Origin of the sequence: Aeromonas sp. QDB11, from assembly GCF_027705265.1 — a bacterium.
GTDB classification, from domain to species: domain Bacteria; phylum Pseudomonadota; class Gammaproteobacteria; order Enterobacterales; family Aeromonadaceae; genus Aeromonas; species Aeromonas allosaccharophila.
This window is the reverse complement of record NZ_JAPDBM010000002.1, coordinates 53,382-76,691: the sequence shown is the minus strand read 5'-3', so window position 1 is coordinate 76,691 and position 23,310 is coordinate 53,382. Positions and strand designations below refer to the sequence as shown.

The 23,310-nt window shown below is 58.5% G+C and carries 17 protein-coding genes; 6 read left to right on the top strand and 11 right to left on the bottom strand.

Annotation, left to right across the window (positions count from 1 at the left end; genetic code table 11):
• The first annotated feature begins 22 nt into the window (after positions 1-22).
• The gene (locus tag OKC40_RS01155; protein ID WP_033137261.1) at positions 23-1,615 is read left to right on the top strand and encodes an ABC-F family ATPase; all 1,593 of its coding nucleotides are present in this window, start codon (positions 23-25) and stop codon (positions 1,613-1,615) included.
• Positions 1,616-1,896: 281 nt separating this feature from the next.
• Here OKC40_RS01155 and ppiD read toward each other — a convergent pair whose 3' ends face one another.
• From ppiD to tig, 6 genes are all read right to left on the bottom strand, one after another.
• The gene (ppiD, locus tag OKC40_RS01150; RefSeq protein WP_270793864.1) at positions 1,897-3,810 is read right to left on the bottom strand and encodes a peptidylprolyl isomerase; all 1,914 of its coding nucleotides are present in this window, start codon (positions 3,808-3,810) and stop codon (positions 1,897-1,899) included.
• 150 nt (positions 3,811-3,960) lie between these two features.
• Positions 3,961-4,233, bottom strand: a complete 273-nt coding sequence (gene hupB, locus OKC40_RS01145; RefSeq protein WP_005315375.1) for a nucleoid-associated protein HU-beta — start codon at positions 4,231-4,233, stop codon at positions 3,961-3,963.
• A gap of 240 nt (positions 4,234-4,473) precedes the next feature.
• The gene (gene lon, locus OKC40_RS01140; RefSeq protein ID WP_058051817.1) at positions 4,474-6,828 is read right to left on the bottom strand and encodes an endopeptidase La; all 2,355 of its coding nucleotides are present in this window, start codon (positions 6,826-6,828) and stop codon (positions 4,474-4,476) included.
• 141 nt (positions 6,829-6,969) lie between these two features.
• Positions 6,970-8,244 carry an ATP-dependent protease ATP-binding subunit ClpX gene (gene clpX / locus OKC40_RS01135; RefSeq protein WP_005336977.1) on the bottom strand — a complete coding sequence of 425 codons (1,275 nt, stop codon included), beginning with the start codon at positions 8,242-8,244 and terminating at the stop codon, positions 6,970-6,972.
• 70 nt (positions 8,245-8,314) lie between these two features.
• Positions 8,315-8,938: an ATP-dependent Clp endopeptidase proteolytic subunit ClpP gene (gene clpP, locus OKC40_RS01130; RefSeq protein WP_042062813.1), complete on the bottom strand. Its 624-nt coding sequence runs from the start codon at positions 8,936-8,938 to the stop codon at positions 8,315-8,317.
• Between the two features lie 86 nt (positions 8,939-9,024).
• Positions 9,025-10,335, bottom strand: a complete 1,311-nt coding sequence (gene tig, locus OKC40_RS01125; protein WP_270793863.1) for a trigger factor — start codon at positions 10,333-10,335, stop codon at positions 9,025-9,027.
• 441 nt (positions 10,336-10,776) lie between these two features.
• On the opposite strand from tig, the gene OKC40_RS01120 reads away from it, so the two are divergent.
• Both OKC40_RS01120 and yfbR read left to right on the top strand, forming a co-directional pair.
• A complete protein-coding gene (locus tag OKC40_RS01120; RefSeq protein WP_042062816.1) occupies positions 10,777-11,211 on the top strand; it encodes a YccF domain-containing protein in 435 nt (144 codons plus the stop codon).
• Positions 11,212-11,303: 92 nt separating this feature from the next.
• Entirely contained in the window at positions 11,304-11,894 is a 591-nt protein-coding gene (gene yfbR, locus OKC40_RS01115) for a 5'-deoxynucleotidase (RefSeq protein ID WP_042062817.1), read from the top strand.
• A gap of 87 nt (positions 11,895-11,981) precedes the next feature.
• On the opposite strand, the gene lolE is transcribed toward yfbR, so the two are convergent.
• The 3 genes from lolE to OKC40_RS01100 form a co-directional block, all read right to left on the bottom strand.
• Positions 11,982-13,223, bottom strand: a complete 1,242-nt coding sequence (gene lolE / locus OKC40_RS01110; RefSeq protein WP_213392189.1) for a lipoprotein-releasing ABC transporter permease subunit LolE — start codon at positions 13,221-13,223, stop codon at positions 11,982-11,984.
• Positions 13,223-13,921 carry a lipoprotein-releasing ABC transporter ATP-binding protein LolD gene (lolD, locus tag OKC40_RS01105; RefSeq protein WP_181281639.1) on the bottom strand — a complete coding sequence of 233 codons (699 nt, stop codon included), beginning with the start codon at positions 13,919-13,921 and terminating at the stop codon, positions 13,223-13,225. The genes lolE and lolD overlap by 1 nt, the downstream gene beginning before the upstream one ends.
• An 88-nt stretch (positions 13,922-14,009) precedes the next feature.
• Positions 14,010-15,245 (bottom strand): lipoprotein-releasing ABC transporter permease subunit, encoded by a 1,236-nt coding sequence (locus OKC40_RS01100; RefSeq protein WP_270793862.1) that lies wholly within the window; start codon positions 15,243-15,245, stop codon positions 14,010-14,012.
• Between the two features lie 76 nt (positions 15,246-15,321).
• On the opposite strand from OKC40_RS01100, the gene OKC40_RS01095 reads away from it, so the two are divergent.
• Both OKC40_RS01095 and mfd read left to right on the top strand, forming a co-directional pair.
• The gene (locus OKC40_RS01095) at positions 15,322-15,897 is read left to right on the top strand and encodes a hypothetical protein (RefSeq protein ID WP_042062821.1); all 576 of its coding nucleotides are present in this window, start codon (positions 15,322-15,324) and stop codon (positions 15,895-15,897) included.
• Positions 15,898-15,953: 56 nt separating this feature from the next.
• Entirely contained in the window at positions 15,954-19,421 is a 3,468-nt protein-coding gene (gene mfd, locus OKC40_RS01090; RefSeq protein ID WP_270793908.1) for a transcription-repair coupling factor, read from the top strand.
• Positions 19,422-19,518: 97 nt separating this feature from the next.
• Here the strand turns inward: mfd and fbp are convergent, their stop codons facing one another.
• Positions 19,519-20,553, bottom strand: coding sequence for a class 1 fructose-bisphosphatase (gene fbp, locus OKC40_RS01085; protein WP_058051810.1), 1,035 nt, complete (start codon positions 20,551-20,553; stop codon positions 19,519-19,521).
• A gap of 382 nt (positions 20,554-20,935) precedes the next feature.
• Here fbp and OKC40_RS01080 point away from each other — a divergent pair, with 382 nt between their 5' ends.
• Positions 20,936-22,552 (top strand): peptide ABC transporter substrate-binding protein, encoded by a 1,617-nt coding sequence (locus OKC40_RS01080; protein ID WP_270793861.1) that lies wholly within the window; start codon positions 20,936-20,938, stop codon positions 22,550-22,552.
• Positions 22,553-22,802: 250 nt separating this feature from the next.
• On the opposite strand, the gene OKC40_RS01075 is transcribed toward OKC40_RS01080, so the two are convergent.
• Entirely contained in the window at positions 22,803-23,237 is a 435-nt protein-coding gene (locus OKC40_RS01075; RefSeq protein ID WP_075112995.1) for a YcgN family cysteine cluster protein, read from the bottom strand.
• Between the last annotated feature and the right edge of the window lie 73 nt (positions 23,238-23,310).

Genomic DNA, 23,310 nt, shown 5'->3' with positions numbered 1-23,310 from the left:
TTAAGGAATTTTTTTACACACTATGCTTAGCAGCAATAACATCACCATGCAATTCGGCGCCAAGCCGCTGTTCGAGAACATCAACGTCAAGTTTGGCGGCGGCAACCGCTATGGCCTTATTGGCGCCAACGGCTGTGGCAAGTCCACCTTTATGAAGATCCTCGGCGGCGATCTTGAGCCCAGCGGCGGTAATGTGAGCCTGGACGTCAATGAGCGCATCGGTAAGCTGCGCCAGGATCAGTTCGCCTACGAAGATACCCGTGTCCTGGACGTGGTCATGATGGGTCACACCGAGCTGTGGGCGGCCATTGCCGAGCGCGATGCCATCTACGCCAACCTCGAAGCAACCGATGACGACTACATGAAGGCTGCCGAGCTGGAAGGGCTGGTCGCCGAGTATGACGGCTACACCGCCGAAGCGCGTGCCGGTCAGTTGCTGCTGGGTGCCGGTATTCCCATCGAACAGCACAACGGCCCGATGAGTGAAGTGGCGCCGGGCTGGAAACTGCGGGTGCTGCTGGCACAGGCGCTGTTCTCCAACCCTGACATCCTGCTGCTGGACGAACCGACCAACAACCTGGATATCAACACCATCCGCTGGCTGGAGCAGGTGCTCAACGATCGTGAAAGCACCATGATCATCATCTCTCACGACCGTCACTTCCTGAACTCCGTCTGTACCCACATGGCGGATCTGGACTATGGCGAGCTGCGCGTTTATCCGGGCAACTACGATGACTACATGCTGGCCGCCACCCAGGCGCGCGAGCGTCTGCTGGCCGACAACGCCAAGAAGAAGGCCCAGATCGCCGATCTGCAATCCTTCGTCTCCCGTTTCAGTGCCAACGCCTCCAAGTCCAGCCAGGCCACCTCCCGCCTCAAGCAGATCGACAAGATCAAGATTGAGGAAGTGAAGGTCTCCAGCCGTCAGAACCCCTTCATCCGCTTCGAGCAGGAGAAGAAGCTCTACCGCAACATCCTGGAAATCGAAGGTGTATCCAAAGGCTACGGCGAGGCGCCCCTGTTCAAGGGCCTCAACATGATGCTGGAAGTGGGTGAAAAGGTCGCCATTCTGGGTACCAACGGTATCGGTAAATCGACCCTGATCAAGACCCTGGTCGGAGAGTTGGCGCCGGATACCGGCACCATCAAGTGGTCCGAGAATGCCCAGATCGGCTACTACGCCCAGGATCACGCCGAAGACTTCAACACCGATCTCAATGTGTTTGACTGGATGGCCCAGTGGAAACAGGAGAACGAAGATGAGCAGGCGGTTCGCTCTATCCTCGGTCGTCTGCTGTTCACTCAGGACGATATCAAAAAGCCGGTCAAGGTACTCTCCGGTGGTGAACAGGGCCGCATGCTGTTCGGCAAGCTGATGATGCAGCGCCCCAACATCCTGATCATGGATGAGCCGACCAACCACCTGGACATGGAATCTATCGAATCCTTGAACCTGGCACTCGAGATGTACAAGGGCACCCTGATCTTCGTCTCCCACGACCGCGAATTCGTCTCCTCCCTGGCGACCCGCATCCTGGAGCTGAGCGAAGACGGTATCCGCGACTTCGGCGGTACCTACGAGGATTACCTGCGTACTCAGGGCGTGGTGTAACCGCTGCTCTGCACACGCTAGCAATGACAAACCGGCACCTATGTGCCGGTTTTTTTATATCCCGTTTTTTATGACGACGGATATGGCGTATGACCCAGAAACGGCCACAGCAAGCCACAGAGCAAAGCGGAAACTGTAGAGAGCAGAGAGCAGAGAGCAGAGAGCAGAGAGCAGAGAGCAGAGAGCAGAGAGCAGAGAGCAGAGCTTGAGTATCCCCCTCGCCCACAGATAAAGAAACGGCTCCATCAAGGAGCCGTTTTCAGTGGATTGCGCGGTGCCGATTACTCGACGGTCGCTTCCACACTGGTGAAGTACTCGATCTTGGCCGCTTTGCGCAGCTCATCGATCAGAGACTTGTAACTCACCTGAGCTTTGCCCTGACCCAGCTGACCTTGCAGCATGGCGGCCATGCCGGATGCGGCGGCAGGGACGTTAACCTTGTCCAGGGCAACCACCACGCGGTCACCATTGGTCTCGGCAACCAGTGCCACGCTCGGCTTGCCATCTTTCGGATGGGGCAGTGTGAACGCCTGGGAAATCAGGTTCTGATCCAGTTCGCGATCGAAGCGGGCAACCCCTTTGTGGGTCTCCACTTTCAGACCGAGTGCAGTCAGATCAGCCGTGATGCTCTCACCGACCTTCAGCTTGTCCAGCAGGCCCTGCGCCTTGCCACGGGCCACTTCACCGGCCTTGTCATGCTTGATGGCGGCAATCACCTGCTCTTTCACTTCAGCCAGCGGCTTGACGGCCTTTGGCTGGTGGCCAGTAATGTGCAGCACCAGCGCCTTGCCATCGGAGAGCTCGATCACGTCGGAGTTGGTGTTGTCATCGCGCAGCTGCTCGGAGAACGCCACAGAGAGTACCTTGGGATCGTTCAGCGGAGCCGGGGCGCTCGCCTGGGTGAAGAAATCGGAAGATTGTACCTTCATCCCCATGGCATCAGCGGTCAGATCCAGCGAGTCCGGGTTTTCGAAGCTGTTGTCAGCCATCTTCTGCTGCTCGGCGAAGAACAGCTCCTTGGCCTTGTCAGCTTGCAGACGAGTGATAGTCTCTTCCTTCACATCGGCAAACGGCTTGGTCTGGGCAGCTTCAACCCCCAGCAGCTTGATGATGTGGAAACCGAACGGGCTCTTCACCACGGTGGAGAGATCACCTGCCTTGTTCAGGGCGAACGCGGCTTTTTCGAAGGCAGGATCCATCACCCCTTTCTCGAACCAGTCCAGCTCGCCGCCTTTTTTGGCGGAGAAGGTATCGGAAGAGTCAGCCTTGGCCAGCGCAGCGAAATCTTCGCCACCCTTGGCTTTGGCCAGCACGGCTTCTGCTTTCTGCTCGGCCGCTTTCTCGTCCTTGCCAAACGGGATCAGGATGTGAGCCACATGACGACGCTCGGCACGCTGGAACAGATCCTGGTGCTGATCGTAGTAATCCTGAGCATCCTGCTCGGTGACCTTGATATCCTTGGCGAGGTTGGCAGCATCCAGCAGCAGATAGTCGACCTTGACCTGCTCGTCGTTCATGAAACGGGCGCCATTGGTCTTGTAGTACTGCTCCAGCTCGTTGTCAGAGACCTGAACATCATCTACATAGTTGGCGGCAGCCAGACGCACCAGACGCAGATCGCGAGTCTGGTTGTAGAGCTTGTCGAGCTGCTCCGCTTCACCCTTGAGGGAGAATTCGGTGCCCAGCAGGGCGCCCATCAGCTGTTGACGCACCATGTCCTGACGCAGAGAGTCACGGAACATTTCGGGAGTCATACCGGCACGACGGATCAGTTGCAGATAGCGGTCATTGTTGAACTTGCCGTTTTCGGCAAACTCGGGCATTTCCACGATGGCTTGCTTGATCTGCTCGTCGCTGATGCGCAGACCCAGTTCACGGGCCTTGCTGTCCAGCAACGCCTGATCGATCAGCCGATCCAGCACGCCACGGCGGAACTGTTTCATGTAATCGGGGTTCGCGGCCAGCTGGCTGAATGCCTCTCCCATCTGGGATTCCATGCGGGCGCGCTCGTTACGGTAGGCATTTTCCAGTGCCGCAGCACTGATCTCGGTGCCATTGACGGTGGCGGGGGCGGTACGGGCCGGGCCGTTCAGGTAGCTACCTACACCAGCCAAGGCAAAGGAGAGGATGATCAGGCCCAAGATAACCTTGGCTACCTTGCCCTGCGCCCCTTCGCGTAGTTTATCCAACATCATGTTTGTACTTATGCTCCCGAACTCGATGGGCGTAAACAATAAAAAGGCGCACCGATTGCGATGCGCCTTGGTCAATCAGTATGAGAGAAGACTCTCTAACTTGTCTGGTCTGCGACCAAGGACGGTAGCCGACGGATATCAGCGACCGACTTAGTTAACAGCGTCTTTCAGGGCCTTACCGGCTTTGAAGGCAGGAACTTTACCAGCAGCGATTTCGATGGTCGCGCCAGTCTGCGGGTTACGGCCTGAACGGGCAGCACGCTCGCGTACAGCGAAAGTACCGAAACCAACCAGAGCAACCTGGTCACCCTCTTTCAGCGCTTCACCAACAGCATCAATGAAGGCATCCAACGCACGGCCAGCGGCAGCTTTGGAGATATCGGCACCGTCTGCAATCTTGTCAATCAGTTGAGATTTATTCACTCTTATATTCCCCTTTTATCAAACACCGCTGCGGCGCTGATTTCCCTGGCCACAACAAGTGGAGGTTTTATAGCAAGCCTCCTGATCAGTTGCAAGTGACAATCTGGCGCAAACCCGCGCCACACAACGCATTGCGACTCATCACGAGTACCCGATCGGTGGTCAAGGCTACTTCCGTTATCGGGCGCATGCAAGCCTTAACCACCCGTCGAATGCGCCAAATTTGCGGCGCATCAACATTTACACGACAGAAACGCGTTCAAACCCCTGCGGATTGTCCTGCAACGCCAATTCCAGCACCTCGTCAATCCAGCGAACCGGATAAATTTCAAGGTCTTGTTTGACGTTTGCCGGGATCTCCTCAAGGTCACGCTCGTTCTCTTTCGGAATAAGCACTCGCTTGATGCCGCCACGATGGGCTGCCAGCAACTTCTCCTTAAGACCACCGATGGGCAGCACTTCGCCGCGCAGGGTGATCTCCCCTGTCATCGCCACATCAGCACGAACCGGATTACCGGTCAAGCTGGAGACCAGGGCGGTACACATGGCGATACCGGCGCTCGGACCATCTTTCGGGGTTGCCCCTTCCGGTACGTGCACGTGGATATCGCGCTTCTCGTAGAAGTCGGCGTTGATACGCAACTTCTCGGCACGAGCCCGCACCACCGTCATGGCCGCCTGGATGGACTCCTGCATCACGTCACCGAGGGAACCGGTGTAAGTGAGTTTGCCCTTGCCCGGCATGTTGGTGGTCTCGATGGTGAGCAGATCGCCGCCCACTTCGGTCCACGCCAGACCACACACCTGACCCACCTGGTTCTGGTCGGTGGCCTTGCCATAATCGAAACGCTGCACCCCGAGGAACTCCTTGAGGTTGGCCTGATTGACCTGAACATGCTTGATGCTCTTGTCCAGCAGGATGCGCTTGACTGCCTTGCGACAAATCTTGGAGATCTCGCGCTCCAGACTCCGCACCCCCGCCTCGCGGGTGTAGTAGCGGATCACCCCGACCAGGGCAGAATCCTCGATGGTGATCTCGGACTCTTTCAGGCCGTTGCGCTGGATCTGCTTGGCAACCAGATGTTGTTTGGCAATGTTGAGCTTCTCATCTTCGGTGTAACCGGAGAGACGGATCACTTCCATCCGGTCCAGCAACGGACCCGGGATGTTCATGGAGTTGGAGGTGGCCACGAACATCACGTCCGACAGGTCATAATCCACTTCCAGGTAGTGATCGTTGAAGCTGTTGTTCTGTTCCGGATCCAGCACTTCCAGCAAGGCAGATGCGGGATCGCCACGCATGTCCGAGCTCATCTTGTCGATCTCGTCGAGCAGGAACAGCGGGTTCTTCACGCCGACTTTCGCCATCTTCTGGATGAGCTTGCCAGGCATGGAACCGATATAGGTACGGCGGTGACCGCGGATCTCCGCTTCGTCACGCACCCCACCGAGGGCCATCCGCACATACTTGCGGCCCGTCGCCTTGGCGATGGATTGGCCCAGCGAGGTCTTGCCCACACCGGGAGGCCCAACCAGACAGAGGATGGGGCCCTTGAGCTTGTTCACCCGCGCCTGTACCGCCAGATATTCGAGGATGCGATCCTTGACCTTCTCGAGGCCATAGTGATCGGCGTCCAGCACCTCTTGCGCCTTGCCAAGGTCTTTCTTGACCTTGGAGCGCGCCTTCCACGGCACCTGTACCATCCAGTCCACATAGCTGCGAACCACGGTAGCCTCGGCGGACATGGGCGACATCATTTTCAGCTTGGCGAGCTCTGCCAACGCCTTTTCACGGGCATCAGCCGGCATACCGGCCTCTTCAATCTTGCGATTGAGGGCTTCAAACTCATCCGGGCTATCTTCCAGCTCACCCAGCTCTTTCTGGATGGCCTTCATCTGCTCGTTGAGGTAGTACTCGCGCTGGCTCTTCTCCATCTGCTTCTTGACGCGCGTGCGGATGCGTTTCTCGACCTGCAGCAGGTCAATCTCCGACTCCATCATCGCCATCAGGAATTCGATGCGCTCAGAAACCGAGACGATCTCCAGCACCTTCTGCTTGTCTTCCAGCTTGAGCGGCATGTGGGCCGCCATGGTGTCGGCCAGACGCGCAGCATCGTCGATCGCCGAGATCGAGGTCAGTACCTCGGGCGGGATCTTCTTGTTGAGCTTGATATAGCCTTCAAACTGGCCGATAGCGGAGCGAACCAGTACTTCCTGATCCTTCTCCTCAATGGCTTGGGAGGGGATGTACTGGGCCTCGCAGACAAAGAAATCCTTGTCGTCGATCATCCGCTCCAGGCGGGCACGCTGTCCCCCCTCTACCAGCACCTTGACGGTGCCGTCCGGCAGCTTGAGCATCTGCAGAATATTGGCCACTGTCCCGACGGTGAAGATCTCCTCCACCGTCGGCTCGTCGGTTGACGCATCCTTCTGGGCCACCAGCAGAACTTTCTTGTCCTGCTCCATGGCCGCTTCCAGACAGCGAATGGATTTTTCCCGCCCCACAAAGAGTGGAATGACCATGTGGGGGTAAACCACCACGTCACGAAGAGGCAGGACGGGAATCTCGATGCGTTCTGAACGCTCTAGGTTCATATATGTCCTCTCGGCTTGTTATACCGTTGGCAAAGCGCTTGGCTGAGTATATGGGGGCGCTGAGATGAGATTCAATCGCCGAAACCGCAAAAAGCATGAAAGGGGCAAAAAGCCCCTTCCATTTGATTAAAAATCAGACGTTTACTCTGATGCAGCAGCCTGGGTCTCGGGATTTTCGTAGATCATCAAGGGCGCGGAGTCCCCTTTGATCACGGTCTCGTCGATCACCACCTTGCTGACCCCTTCCAGAGAAGGCAGGTCATACATGGTATCCAGCAGCACAGCTTCCACAATGGAACGCAGACCACGAGCACCGGTTTTACGCTCCATCGCCTTGCGGGCAATGGCGTTGAGTGCGTCGTCACGGAACTCCAGCTCGACCCCTTCCAGATCAAACAACGCAGCATACTGTTTGGTCAGCGCGTTTTTCGGCTCTTTCAGGATCTGGATGAGAGCAGACTCGTCCAGTTCGGTCAGGGTCGCGACCACAGGCAGACGGCCGATGAACTCGGGGATCAGACCATATTTGATCAGATCTTCCGGCTCCACCTTGGCGAAGGTCTCGCTCAGGGTGGCCTTGGCATCCTTGGATTTCACCTCGGCGCCAAAACCGATACCGGTTCCCTTCACGGAACGCTGCTCGATCACCTTGTCCAGACCGGCAAAGGCACCGCCACAGATGAAGAGGATCTTGGAGGTATCAACCTGCAAGAACTCCTGCTGCGGATGCTTGCGACCACCTTGCGGCGGCACGGAAGCGATGGTCCCTTCGATCAGCTTGAGCAGTGCCTGCTGTACCCCTTCCCCGGAGACATCGCGGGTGATGGAGGGGTTGTCCGACTTGCGGGAGATCTTGTCGATCTCGTCGATATAGACGATGCCACGCTGGGCCTTCTCTACGTCGTAGTCGCACTTTTGCAGCAGCTTCTGGATGATGTTCTCCACGTCCTCGCCCACATAACCGGCTTCGGTCAGGGTGGTCGCATCGGCCATGGTGAACGGCACATCCAGCAGACGAGCCAGGGTCTCGGCCAGCAGGGTCTTGCCGCTACCGGTCGGGCCAATCAGCAGGATGTTGGATTTGCCGAGCTCCACACCACTGTTTTCGCCGCTGTTACGCAGACGCTTGTAGTGGTTGTAAACCGCAACGGCCAACACCTTCTTGGCGTACTCCTGCCCGATCACATAGTCATCGAGATGAGCGCGGATCTGATGAGGGGTCGGCAGCTCGTTACCATCGCGCTTGGGCGAGATCTCGCGGATCTCTTCGCGGATGATGTCGTTGCACAGCTCGACGCACTCATCACATATGTAGACGGAAGGGCCAGCGATCAGCTTGCGCACTTCATGCTGGCTTTTGCCGCAAAAAGAGCAGTAGAGCAGCTTATCACCCTCACCCTTGCGTTTTTCTGTCATTCAGCAACCTCGTTTTATCAATAGAGGATGGATCGGCCTGTTGAGTTTACAACAGACCGGGACACCCTGCTCAGCTACGCTGGCTCAGGACACCGTCTACCAGACCATAGGCCACGGCCTGCTCGGCGGACATGAAGTTGTCACGATCGGTGTCACGCTCGATGGTAGCCATGTCCTGACCGGTATGGAACGCCAGACGCTCGTTCAGGGTATTTTTGATTTTCAGGATCTCCTGGGCGTGGATCTGGATATCAGATGCCTGACCCTGGAAGCCACCCAGCGGCTGGTGGATCATCACGCGAGCGTTCGGCAGGCAGAAACGCTTGCCCTTGGCGCCACCGGCCAGCAGGAAGGCGCCCATGGAGCAGGCCTGACCCATGCAGACGGTGCTGACATCCGGCTTGATGAACTGCATGGTGTCATAGATAGACATGCCCGCAGTCACCGAACCACCCGGCGAGTTGATGTAGATATAGATGTCCTTGTCCGGATTCTCGGACTCGAGGAACAGCAGTTGGGCAACCACCAGATTGGCCATCTGATCTTCAACCTGACCGGTCAGGAAGATCACCCGCTCTTTCAGCAGACGGGAGTAGATATCGTAGGAACGTTCACCCTTGGCAGTCTGCTCTACCACCATCGGGATGAGTGCATTGCGTGGGGATTCGGTTACATCGTTATAGTTTTTATACATAAGGCATTGTCCCTAAAATAAAATGGCCCGAGTGGAGATCACACGAGCCATTATACTTAACAGTCTTGACCTTAAGTCAAATGTTCTTAGGCAGCGGCGCCAGACTTGTTGATCACGTCGTCAAAGGCAACTTCTTTTTCGGTCACTTGCGCTTTGGACAGGATCAGGTCGATGGCTTGATCTTCAACTGCCAGGTTACGAACGCCGTTCAGCATCTGCTCGTTCTTCTGGTAGTACTCGATCACTTCCTTCGGATCTTCGTAGGCAGTCGCCATGGACTCGATGATGCTGGTTACGCGGGCATCGTCAGCCTTGATCTCGTTGGTGCGGATCACGTCGCCCAGCAGCAGGCCAACGCGTACACGACGCTCGGCTTGCGCCTGGAACAGTTCAGCCGGCAGCTCGGGAGCGTTGCCGCCCTGGAAACCACCGAAGCGCTGCAGAGCCTGTTGACGCAGGGTATCGATCTCTTGAGCAACAGCGGCCTTCGGCAGGTCGATTTGGTTGGCTTCAACCAGACCGTTCAGAACCTGCTCTTTCACGCTGTTTTTCAGGGCTTGAGCCAGTTCGCGCTCCATGTTCTTGCGCACTTCGGCTTTCAGCTCTTCAACAGAACCGCTTTCGATACCGAAACGCTTGACGAACTCTTCGGTCAGCTCAGGCAGGATCTGCTCTTCAACCTTGATCAGCTTGGAAGCGAACTTGGCTTCTTTGCCTTTCAGGTTTTCAGCGTGGTAGTCAGCCGGGAAGGTCACTTCGATGGTGAACTCGTCGCCCGCTTTCTTGCCCATGATGGCGTCTTCGAAGCCCGGGATCATACGGCCAGCGCCCAGCACCAGGTTGAAGCCTTCAGCTTTGCCGCCGTCGAACTCTTCACCGTCGATGGAACCGACGAAGTCCAGGGTCACACGCATGCCATTGGCAGCAGCAACATCGGCATCAGCCCAGGTAGCGTGCTGCTTGCGCAGGGTGTCGATCATGTTGGCCAGATCTTCATCCTTCACGGTCGCAACCGGCTTCTCGACCTTGATGGTCTCGAGACCAGCAACTTCGAACTCCGGGTACACTTCGAACGTGGCGGTGAATTCGAAATCCTGACCTTCCTGGATCTCTTTCGGATCCATGGTCGGGGCACCGGCCGGGCTCAGTTTGTTTTCGATGATGGCTTTGATGAAGTTGCTCTGCATCATTTCATCAGCAACGCGGGCGTGAGCCATGGCGCCGAACATCTTCTTGATGATGGCAACCGGAGTCTTGCCAGGACGGAAACCGTCGATGCGACGAGTTTTGGCCAGGCCATTCAATTCTTTACGCACAGCGGCGTCTACGGTAGCGGCCGGTACAGTGATGGTAAGACGGCGTTCCAGACCCTGGGTTGTCTCTACAGAAACTTGCATTCTTCTACCTCGTTCAACTCAGCACTGTGTGCTGACCCTTATTGCCCCTGGGCAAAGCCCGGAGTCTTCCTGTTTATAAAGACAACAATATGTCTTTGTGATGAGAAAATATGACGCGGCATTATAGCGGCGCACTTTGGTCGAGTCGAGCCACACATCCCCCACATTGAGCGGCGTGAAAGCACAATTCGTGCAAAACTGCCCTTTATATGGGGAGAGAGGCACCCGACTTCAACCATCCGGTGACGATAATTTTGCGTTTGTTCACCTTTTTTCAGCCGAATGCCGATTTATTACCCATTTTTCGCCGCAAAACAGGCCGCTGTCGCGGGCGGCGACTTAATTTGTCCAGCCAAATGGCGATTGACCGAATCAACCATTGCGTCCCCTGCCCTCCCTCGTTATGGTGGCAGCCAAATTGATGTATCTGGAGTCACTCACATGGCCTTTTTCCGCTTCTTGTTCAATCTGCTCTGGTTTGTACTGGGAGGTATCTTTATGGGCCTGGCCTGGTGGCTGGCCGGTCTTATCTGCTTTATCTCGCTGGTCGGCATCCCCTGGGGACGCGCCTGCTTCGTGATCGGCACCTTTACCTTCTTCCCGTTTGGCAAGCAGGCGGTCAATCGCAAGACCATGACCGGCCAGAGCGATATCGGCACCGGCACCCTGGGGCTGATTGGCAACATCCTCTGGTTCGTGCTGATCGGCATCTGGCTGGCCATCGGCCACATCGCTTCCGCGCTGGCCTGCTTCGTGACCATTATCGGTATCCCGTTCGGTATTCAGCACCTCAAGCTGGCACTGATCAGCCTGGCCCCCATCGGCCAGATGATTGTGACCAACCACGAGGCGGAATCGGGTCGCTATATCCGCTAACTGCAGGAAATGCGCGGGCAGACGCTGCCTTGCAACGAAAAAAAGGGCAGACTGGCGTCTGCCCTTTTCTATTCTCTTTTGTTGAGGCCATCATGTTACCCAGCCACTTTTTCGCCAATCTCGCCCGCATGAAGCTCATCTACCGCTGGCCCCTGATGCGCAACATCCAGCCCGAAAATATCGCCGAGCACAGCCTGCAGGTCGCCATGGTGGCCCATGCCCTCGGCATCATCAAAAACCGGCTGTTTGGCGGCAGCGTGAATGCCGACCGCGCCGCCGTGATGGCGCTCTATCACGACAGCAGCGAGGTGCTGACCGGCGATCTGCCCACCCCGGTCAAATACTTCAACCCCGAAATTGCCCGCGAGTACAAAAAGATAGAGCTGGCCGCCGAGCAGCGTCTGCTCGCCATGCTGCCACCTGAACTGGTCGAGGACTTTCGCCCGCTGCTCGATTCGGCAGCCCAGGATGGCGAACTGGCTCGACTGGTGAAAGATGCCGACACCCTCTGCGCCTATACCAAGTGTCTGGAGGAGATCAACGCGGGCAATAGGGAGTTTGAACCGGCTCGCAAGCGCCTCGAAGCCATGCTGGAAGCCCGGATGAGCGAGGAGATGCGCTACTTTATCGACACCTTCGTGGCGAGCTTCTCCCTGCCACTCGATGAGCTCAACGCTCACTAAGCCACGTCACTCGACCTCAAAACAGCAGGGCCCGCCGGTTTGCACCGGCGGGCCCTTCGTTATTTATTGCGCATTAGATGCTGCGCATCAGTGACCCAGCTCGCGCGACGGCACCAGACCGCTCGCCCGCCAGGCGGGATAGAGGGTCGCCAGCAGACTCATCAGAATGGCGGCGCCCGTCACGATGAGCAGATCCTGCATATGCAACTCGGTCGGCAAGAAGTCGATGAAGTAGATATCCGGATTGAGGAAGCGGTGGCCGATGAGCTTCTCGATGACCCCCAGGATCTGGGTCAGCTTGCTGGAGAGCAGCCCACCCAGCAGGGCACCAAGCAGCGCACCGGCTACACCATTGACCATCCCCTGAATGACGAAGGTAAGCCGGATCTGACCGGGGCTCGCTCCCATGGTCTTCAAGATGGCGATCTCGCTGCGCTTTTCGTTCACCGCCATCACCAGGGTGGAGACGATATTAAAGCAGGCGACGGCCACCACCATCAGCATCACCACATACATGACGGTACGCACCATCTGGATGTCCTGATAGAGGTAGCCCTGGCTGTTCATCCAACTGCGGATATAGACGTGATGGGGGAACTGCTGCGCGGCGGCTACCGTGATGGATTGCGCCTTGAGCACATCGCTCACCCGCAGGCTGAAGCCCTCCACATCGCTGCCCATACCGGTGATGGTCTGGGCATCGGCCAGATGCATAAAGCCGAGCAGACCGTCGAGCTGACCGCCAATTTCCAGCAGTCCCACCACGGTCAGGGCTTCGCGCCGGGGATTCTTGATCCCGGCCTGATCGCCCCCTTGCGGCAGCAGCAGGGCGACCGAGTCCCCCACCTTGACCCCGAGCTTGTCGGCGATGGTCTTGCCGAGGATCACCCCATGCTCGCCCGGTTGCAGCTCACGCAGGCCGCGGCCCGTCATGTACTTGCCCGCATCCGACAGATTGGCCTCCAGCTCCGGCAGCACGGCGCGCAGCTGCACCCCCTTGAGGGCAGAGCCGTGCTCCAGCAGGCCATTGAGGCGAATGACAGGCGCGGCCGCCTCGACACCCGGCTGGGCCAGCAGGTAGTCACGCAGACGTGGCCAGTCCGGCAGCGGCCGCTCGACGGCGTCCAGCTCACCTTGCGGCACCACGGAGAGCACCCGATCTTTGAGCTCCCGCTCGAAACCGTTCATGGCGGAGAGGCCCAGGATCAGCGCCATCACCCCGAGGGCGATACCGATCAGGGAAGAGGCAGAGATAAAGGCGATAAACCCGTTGCGACGGCGGGAGCGGCTGTAACGCAGGCCCAGAAAGAGGGGCAGCGGTTTGAACATCAGGCAACCTCCGCCATCACGCCGCTCACCAGGGTCACCCGGCGATGGAGCTTGGCCGCCAGGCTCAAGTCGTGGGTCACCACCACAAAGGCGGTGCCCAGTTCACGATTCAGTTCACACAGCAGTTCGTACACCGCAGTGGCACTGGCGTGATCCAGATTGCCGGTGGGTTCGTCCGCCAGCACCAGGCTCGGTTCGTTGACCAGCGCCCGGGCGATCGCCACCCGCTGACGTTCGCCACCGGAGAGCTCGGAGGGACGGTGGTTCAAGCGATGGGAGAGCCCCACCCGACCCAACATTCTGGTCGCCTTCTCGGTGGCAACCGCCACCGACTCACCGGCGATCAGCAGCGGCATGGCCGCATTTTCCAATGCACTGAACTCGGAGAGCAGGTGATGAAACTGATAGACGAAACCCAGCTCGCGGTTACGAAAACGGGCCTGGGTGCGGCTATCCCAATGGTGGATATCCTCCCCCTTGAACAGCACGGCGCCGCTGGAGGGGTTGTCCAGCGCCCCCATCAGATGCAGCAAAGTGGTCTTGCCGGAGCCCGAGCTCCCCACCACCGCCAGCATTTCACCGGGCGCGACACAGAGATCGATCCCCTTGAGCACCTGAGTCTCCAGCTCCCCCTCTTTATAGACATGATTGAGCGCATGGCAGCGCAGCAGAGGTTCACGGGATACGGCTTCATTCATAACAGGGGCTCCACTTGCCTCAGTAACAACGCTGGCACCCGCAACAACGGGGGCACCAGTCACAACAGAAGATGCATTATTCACGGCATTACTCATAACGCAGCGCCTCGGCCGGTTTCACCCGCGCAGCGCGGGCCGCCGGGTAGAGGGTGGCACTGAAGCTCAGCAGCACGGCGCCCAGCAAAATGGTGATGACCTGAGCCGGCTCGACGATGACCGGCAGACCACTGCCACCCGCCGCCATATAGAGGTTGAGCCCCACCGCATTGAGCAGCGGGTTGAGACCCAAGGAGAGCGCAAGGCCCGCCAGTCCGCCAAACAGGGCACCAATCACCCCGCTGGAGGCGCCGAGCACCATGAAGATTTTGACGATCCCCGATTCACTCATGCCCATGGTGCGCAGGATGGCCACTTCGCCCTCCTTGTCCGTCACCACCATCACCAGCGCGGAGAGGATGTTGAAAGTAGCGACGGCGATGATCAGCACCAGCATCAGTCCCATCATCCGTTTTTCCATGGCGACCGCCTGGAACAACTCACCGCGCTCGCGCCGCCAATCCTGCCACAGCAGTCCATCCGGCAACGGTGTCTTGATCACCTCGTCGGCCGCAAACGGATCATCGAGCCAGAGGCGAATGCCACCGACGGTTTCTGTCGGCAGCCGCAGCAGCCGCTGGGCATCCCCCAGCGCGATCAGCGCGATCTGGTTATCCACGTCAGCGCCGACCCCGAAGATACCGGAGACGGTAAAGAGGCGCTGGGCCGGTACCCGGCCAAACGGGGTGAAGCGGGTTCCTTCAGTCAGGATCAGGCGAACCTGATCACCGAGGGAGACATTGAGGCGGCGTGCCACCCCCTGCCCCAGCACGATGCGGTAGTGACCAGCCTGCAAGGTATCGAGGCGCCCCCCCAGCATCTGGGAGTGCAGGATGTCATCCTTGGGCCAGTGCGCAGGATCGATCCCCTGCACGCTCACCCCGGTCAGCTGGCCGGGGCTTTGCAGCATCCCTTCGCTGTCGAGCATGGGGGCCGAGGCGACCACATGGGGGAGTTTGGCCAGATCCGGCAAGCCTTGCGGGTCTGCATCAATGCGGCCAGCCTGATTGGTCACCACCACATGGGGGATCACCCCGAGGATGCGCCCTTTGAGCTGCCCTTCGAAACCGTTCATCACCGAAATGACCACCATCAGGGCGGCAACCCCGATGGCGATGCCAAAGGTAGAGAACAGGGAGATAAATGAGACGAAGCGATTGCTGCGCTTCGAGCCGGCATAACGCAAGCCGATGGCCAGCGAAAGGGGCTGAAAAAGTCTGGTCTTCAAGGATATGTACGTTGCCAACAAAATAAGATACCGGATAATAAAGGGAAACCGTCCATGACAACAAGGGATAGCCTCCATGCAGGAACAGTTCTTCAGCGTCACTCATGCCACGCCGGTCAATGTGATCCCCATGCCGGCCGACTTCCACCTCCCCTCGCTGGCGGAGCTGGACGCTGAGCTGCCGGAGCCCTTTCGGATCTCCTCGGCCATTACCTCCATCGATCTGGTGACCACTCGCCTGCTGCGCAACCAGAACGAGTCGATGCACGATCTGATCGAGATCGTCAATCAGCAGTCCCGCAAGATCGACATGATCATGGGCTATGTGCTCTCCGTGCAGGACCATCCGGAGCAACGCTTCCACACCCTGCGTTTCAGTGCCGGCCAGCTCACCTATCTGCACCCCTATCATGGTCACGGCGATGCGCCGCACCTGCACCAGATAGTGCGCCTCAAGATCTTCCTGCGCGAAGAGGCGGCCGCCATCTACTGCTATGGCCAGGTCAAGCAGCTCGACGGCAGTGAACATGGCACCCATGTGCTGCTCGACTATGTGCGGATCCGCGAAGATGATCGTGAACTGCTGGTACGTGCCAGCCTCCACGTGCAATCGAAACAGCTCAAGCTGCGCGCCCAAGAGCGTCAGCGCTAACCAGAGCGAACGTCAGCGATAGATAACGTCAACGTTAAAAGAATCGAACCATGCCAATGAAACTCCCCGCCTTGCCCGCCAAAGCGGGCCAAAAGATCACGCTCGGCCAGCTGGTCGGCAGCAGCCTCTCGCTGATTGCAGCCCGTCTCACCAGCGAAGCCAAGGGGCCGGTACTGCTTATCACCGCCGATACCCCGAGCGCCCTGCGCCTTGAGCAGGAGCTTCAGTATTTGCTGGCAGACAAGCAGCTGGCCGATCAGTCCGCGCCGGTATTGCTGTTCCCCGATTGGGAGACCCTGCCCTACGACACCTTCTCACCCCATCAGGACATCATCTCCCAGCGGCTCGAGACCCTCTACAAGCTGCCACAGATGAACAAGGGGGTGTTGATCGTCCCCATCTCCACCCTGATGTTGCGCTGCGCCCCCCGGGTCTACCTCGACAAATACAGCCTGATGGTGAAGGCCGGTCAGCGCCTCAATCTGCAACAGCTGCGCGGGCGGCTGGCCGAAGCGGGTTACGTGGCGGTGGATCAGGTGCTGGAGCATGGCGAATTTGCCGCCCGCGGCTCCCTGCTCGATCTCTTCCCGATGGGCAGCAACAGCCCCTATCGCATCGACTTCTTCGATGACGAGGTGGACTCCATCCGCCCGTTCGATCCCGAGACCCAGCGCTCCAGCGAGCCGGTCAAGACGGTCAGCCTGCTGCCTGCCCGGGAGTTCCCCACCGACGAGGCGGCCATCGAGCTGTTTCGCGGCCAGTTCCGCGAACAGTTCGAGCTGTCGCGAGCCGAGGGCTCCGTCTATCAGGAGGTGAGCAAGGGGCGCTGGCCCGCAGGTATCGAGTACTATCTGCCGCTCTTCTTCAACCAGACCGCCAGCCTGTTTGACTATCTGCCGGAAGATACCCTGCTGCTCACCGTGGGGGATATCTACCCCGCCGCCCAGCGCTTCTGGAACGACATCGGTCAACGTTATGAAGACCGACGTTGGGACAACACCCGCCCGCTGCTGCCACCGGCGCAGCTCTATCTGCCGGTAGAGCAGCTCTTTGCCGCCCTTGGCCAATATGGCGCGGTGCGGCTGCAAGAGGCCGCCACCGCGGGCGATGCCGGTCAGCACGATCTGCCCATCGAGGCGCTGCCCGACCTGCAACTCGATCACAGCAAGGAGCAACCCCTGCTGGCGCTCGACCAGTTCCTGCACGGCTTTGCCGGGCGCACCCTGTTTGCGGTGGAATCCGAAGGGCGCCGGGAAGTGCTCGGCGATCTGCTGGCGCGCATCTCGCTGCAACCCAAAGAGTTCCCCTCCCTCGACGCCTTTATGGTGAGCCAGGATCGTCACGGCCTGCTGGTCGCACCGCTTGAACGTGGCTTCCTGTGGCAGGAGGCCGGTCAGGATCCATTGGCGCTGATCACCGAGACCGAGCTGCTGGGCGGCAAAGTGCGCAGCAAGCGGGCACGGGAGAAGAGCAAAAACTTAAGCTCGGACGCGGTGATCCGCAACCTCGGCGAGCTGACCCAGGGCCAGCCGGTGGTGCATCTGGATCACGGGGTCGGCCGCTATCTGGGGCTGGAGACCATCGATGCCGGTGGCCTGCCCACCGAGTTCCTCACCCTCGAATATGCCGGCGGCGACAAGCTGTTCGTTCCGGTCACCAGTTTGCACCTCATCAGCCGCTACACCGGATCGGATAACCCGCCCAGCCACAAGTTGGGTGGCGAGGCCTGGGTCAAGGCGCGGCGCAAGGCGGCGGAAAAAGTGCGCGACGTGGCGGCCGAATTGCTGGATGTCTACGCCATACGCGCCGCCCGCGCCGGTTTTGCCTTCAAGCACGACAAAGAGGCCTATCGCCAGTTTGCCGCCAGCTTCCCGTTCGAGGAGACCGACGATCAGCTCAACGCCATCAATGCGGTGCTGGGAGACATGTGTCAGGCCAAGAGCATGGACCGACTGGTGTGCGGCGACGTGGGCTTCGGCAAGACCGAAGTGGCGATGCGCGCCGCCTTCGTGGCAGTGCATGGCGGCAAGCAGGTCGCCGTGCTGGTGCCTACCACCCTGCTGGCCCAGCAGCACTACGACAACTTCCGCGACCGCTTCGCCAACTGGCCAGTGCGGGTCGAGGTACTGAGCCGCTTCCGCTCCGCCAAGGAGCAGAGCGCGGTGATGAAAGAGCTGGCGGAGGGCAAGGTGGACATCATCATCGGCACCCACAAGCTGCTCGGCTCCGAGCTCACCTTCAAGGACTTGGGGCTACTCATCGTCGATGAGGAGCATCGCTTCGGGGTACGCCAGAAGGAGAAGATCAAGGCGCTGCGGGCCGATGTGGATATCCTCACCCTCACCGCTACCCCCATTCCGCGCACCCTCAACATGGCGATGTCCGGCATGCGGGATCTCTCCATCATCGCCACCCCGCCCGCCAAGCGACTCGCTATCAAGACCTTCGTGCGCCAGCACGAACCGGCGGTGGTGCGCGAGGCGGTGCTGCGGGAACTCAAACGCGGTGGTCAGGTCTACTACTTGCACAACGATGTGGAGAGCATCGAGAAGTGCGCGGCAGATCTTGCCGAGCTGGTGCCGGAGGCGCGCATCGGCATCGCCCACGGCCAGATGCGCGAGCGCGACCTTGAGCGGATCATGTCCGACTTCTACCACCAGCGCTTCAACCTGCTGGTCTGCACCACCATCATCGAGACCGGTATCGACGTGCCGAGCGCCAACACCATCATCATGGACCGGGCAGATCATCTCGGTCTGGCCCAGCTGCACCAGCTGCGGGGCCGGGTCGGCCGCTCCCACCATCAGGCCTATGCCTACCTGCTCACCCCCCATCCCAAGCTGATGACCAAGGATGCGGCCAAGCGGCTGGAGGCGATCGCCTCGCTCGAAGATCTCGGCGCCGGTTTTGCGCTGGCGACCCACGATCTGGAGATCCGCGGCGCGGGCGAACTGCTCGGCGACGATCAGAGCGGCCAGATCGAATCGGTCGGCTTCACCCTCTACATGGAGATGCTGGAGCAGGCGGTCGAGGCACTGAAAAATGGCAAGGAGCCGTCGCTGGAGCAGCTGATGAGCCAGCACACCGAGGTGGAGCTGCGCCTGCCTGCACTGCTGCCGGACGACTACATCCCGGACGTCAACATGCGCCTCTCCATGTACAAGCGGATCGCCAGCGCGGCGGACGAGCAGGAGCTGCGCGAGCTGAAAGTGGAGCTGATCGACCGCTTTGGCCTGCTGCCGGAGGCGACCAAAACCCTGCTGGAGCTGGCGGCCTTCCGCCAGCGTGCCACCGCCCTTGGCATTCGCCGGGTGGAGATGAGCGAGCGCGGCGGCTATCTCGACTTCACCCAGGAGACCAAGGTCAATCCGGCCTATCTGGTCAAACTGCTCTCCAGCCAGCCACGGGTCTACAAGATGGACGGGCCGACCCGGCTGCGTTTCCAGATGCCGACCCAGGATCGCGCCATGCGCCTGAAACTGGTCGATGGCTTGCTGACGGATCTGGCCAACAACAGCCTGTGAGGCTCTGCAACGCTGGCGGCGAGCCTGCACGATAACGCCAACTAAAACGGGAGCCAAATCGGCTCCCGTTTTTTATTCACTCGCGCAAATCAGAGAATTAACCCTGGTTGGCCGGATCCTCGTGGGCGGAGAACTCGCGCATAAAGGCCTCGGCGCGCTCCACCATCTTGGTCGAGCCCACGAAGTAAGGGGTACGCTGGTGCAGCGCGGTGGGCTGGAGATCCATGATCCGGCCAAAGCCATCGGAGGCCTTGCCACCGGCCTGCTCCACCAGAAACGCCATCGGGTTGCACTCATAGAGCAGGCGCAGCTTGCCGTTCGGTGAGTTGGTGCCGGACGGATAGATATAGATGCCGCCCTTGAGCAGGTTGCGATGGAAATCGGAGACCAGGGAACCGATATAGCGGGAGGTGTAAGGTCGGTGGGTCGCCTCGTCGCGCTCCTGGCAATATTTCAGGTACTTCTTCACCCCGTCCGGGAACTTGATGTAGTTACCCTCGTTAATGGAGTAAATCTTGCCCTCTTCCGGAATACGGATGTTCTCATGAGAGAGGCAGAAGCAACCGATGGAAGGGTCGTAGGTAAAGCCATTGACGCCAAACCCGGTGGTGTAGACCAGCATGGTGGAGGAGCCGTAGACCACATAACCGGCGGCGACCTGACGGTTGCCCGGTTGCAGGAAATCCTCCAGCGTCACCGGCGAACCCTGCGGGCTCAAACGGCGGTAGATGGAGAAGATGGTCCCGACCGAGACGTTAACGTCGATGTTGGAGGAGCCATCGAGCGGGTCGATCAGTACCACATACTTGGAGTTTTTGGAGAGCGGCGAGTCAAAGGCTACGAAGTCCTCTTCCTCTTCCGAGGCCATGCCGCACACCTCGCCGCGCGCTTCGAGCGCCGCCTTGAAGCGTTCGTTGGCATAGACATCCAGCTTCTGCTGCACCTCGCCCTGTACGTTTTCAGCGCCCATGGAACCGATGATATCCGCCAGTCCCGCCTTGTTGATCTCCCGGTTCACCACCTTGGCAGCAAGGCGGATTGAGCTGAGTAACGAGGTCAGCTCGCCGGTCGCGGTAGGATAATCCGCCTGCTTTTTGACGATGAACTCACCCATGGTGATCATGTTTCGCATTTTTGTTCCTTTAGATCGCATCCGTTGGCATTGAAAACGTTTGCAGGCATCGGCAAAAAAAATGCCGATCTCCGGCGGCCTTGATTTGTAACCTAATGTAACGTCTGTTTTTTGTTTTTGCAGCGAATTAAGCGGCCTAATAATTAGGCTATTTCAGCTGATTTTATGGTAACTGGCGCCTTTTACACGGTTTCATTCGATAACTTTTGGCCCCTTAATTCGTGGCAATAACCTGCTGCAAGCCACGATCTGACTGGCCTTGCGCCATAAAAAATGGAGTCTGATGGGCCTGCTCATCCTTCAGCCATTGCCTCTTGAGATCCGATCGCCAATCCAGCACACTGATTTCGCTTTGGAAGCAAATAAAACTCAAGGATTATCAATGAACAAGACTCTCATTGCCGGCATGGTAGCCGGACTGTTTGCCCTTCCCGCCTGGGCAGCCCAAGTGCCTGCCGGTACCAAGCTGCTGCCGGATGCCCAACAAATCTACGTGACCAATATCGGCACCGAGCCCACCACCATCGACCCCCAGCTGGTGGAAGAGAGTGCCGGCAGCGAGATCGTCAACGATCTGTTTGAAGGGCTCTACGTACTGGATGGCAAAGGCAAGACCCAGCCCGCTGGCGCCGTCAGCTACGAGGTCGACAAAACCGGAACCGTCTACACCTTCAAGCTGAGGCCCGAGGCCAAATGGTCTAACGGTGAACCGGTCACCGCCGCCGATTATGTCTACGGCTGGCAACGGGCAGCCGCTCCCAAGACCGCCTCCAACTACGCCTGGTTTATCGAGTTGACCGGTGTGGTCAATGCCGGCGAGGTGATCCAGGGCAAGAAGATCCCGTCAGAGCTCGGGATCAAGGCGCTGGATGACCATACCCTGCAGGTGACCCTGAAAAATCCGGTCCCCTTCTTCCTGAAGATGCAGGCCCACTACACCACGTTCCCGGCCCCCAAGGCCACCATTGAAAAATTCGGCAAGGAGTGGGTCAAACCGGGCAACATCGTCTCCAACGGCGCGTTCGTGCTCAAGGAGTGGACCCCCAACGAGCGGCTGAGTGCCGAGCGCAATACCCACTACTGGGACAACCAGCACACCGTCCTGAACAAGGTGGTCTATCTGGAGATCGTCTCCGAAACCGCCGCTTACAACCGCTATCGCACCGGCGAGCTGCACTACACCACCTACCCGCTGGAGCAGTACAAGCACATCAAGAGCCAGAGCCCGCAAGATCTGGTCAGCGCCCCCATGCTCGCCACCTATTACTATGTGTTCAACGTGAACCGCAAACCGTTCGATGATCCGAAAGTGCGCAAGGCGCTCTCGCTGGCCCTCGACCGGGAGACCATCACCGACAAGATCCTGGGACAAGGGCAACTGCCCGCCTTCAGCCTGACCCCACCGAGTGTCGATGGTTTTGACCTGAAAAAACCGGCCAGTCAGCAGCAGAGCAAAGAGGAGCGGATCACGCAGGCCAAAGCGCTGTTGGCCGAAGCGGGTTATGGCCCAGACAAACCGCTCAGCGTGGACATTCTCTACAACACCAACGAGAGCCATAAAAAGATCGCACTGGCTGTCTCCTCCATGTGGAAACACAACCTGGGGGTCACTGCCACCCTCAACAACATGGAGTGGAAAACCATGGTCTCGGCACTCAACGAGGGGGATTTCGGGGTGAGCCGCTACTCCTGGAACGGGGACTATAACGATGCCTCCACCTTCCTCGATATCCTGACCTCCAGCAGCAGTGCCAACAGCGGCAAGTGGTTCAACAAGGAGTACGATGCCCTGCTGACCAAGGCCCACGACTCGCAGGATGCGGCCGAGCGCAATCAGCTCTACCAGCAGGCAGAAGCATTGATCGAGGCTGACGCCCCTATCGCGCCGCTCTACTTCTACGTCAAATCGCGACTGCTCAAGCCATTCGTCAAGGGTTATCCCTATGAGAGCCCGCAAGACATCGTCTATAGCCGGGACCTCTATCTGGTCGCCCAATAGACACTGACTACACAGACCAGCCAGATTTTGACGCCGCCATTGTTTTAGTTACAGCCGAAGGGGCTGGCTCAAGTCCAGACAATCTGAGTGAGACCACGGATATCTACAACAAGGAAACTCCAGAGCCACCTTCTGAACGACAAAACCCCCGATACAGCGTATCGGGGGTTTTGAGGTACAAAACACAAGCTAAAATGGGTAACCCGATTTCAGCCTCTAGATAAGGCTACATTGCACTTGATAGCTTGGCTCAACTGGCCCAAGTAATTATGTGATCAATCCACTCACCAGCCTGCTCCTCGTGAACCACTTTGCCACGCACGGATTGACCCGCCTGATGCATGGCGGAGCGACTGCCAGTCAGCAGCGGATGCCACTCTGGCAGAGTATCCCCGTCAGCCAGTAAACGATAGGCGCAGGTAGACGGGAGCCAATCATATTCGGCAATCTTGTCGTGAGTGATCTGCAGACAGTCAGGCTCTTTTTTGAAGCGATTAAGATAATCGGAACACTGGCAGGTCTTGGTATTGAGCAGGTTACAAGCCACATTGGTGAAAACCAGCTCATCTGTATCTTCATCAATGAGCTTGTTAAGGCAACATTTGCCGCAACCATCGCAGAGGGATTCCCACTCGGATTCAGTCATCTGCTGCAGACTCTTGGTCTGCCAAAAGGAGGATTGCATCATACCGCTCACTTAATATACCTGATGAAACGCGTGGTTATACCTATTGTTATCCCGAATTTCAAGGTTGGCA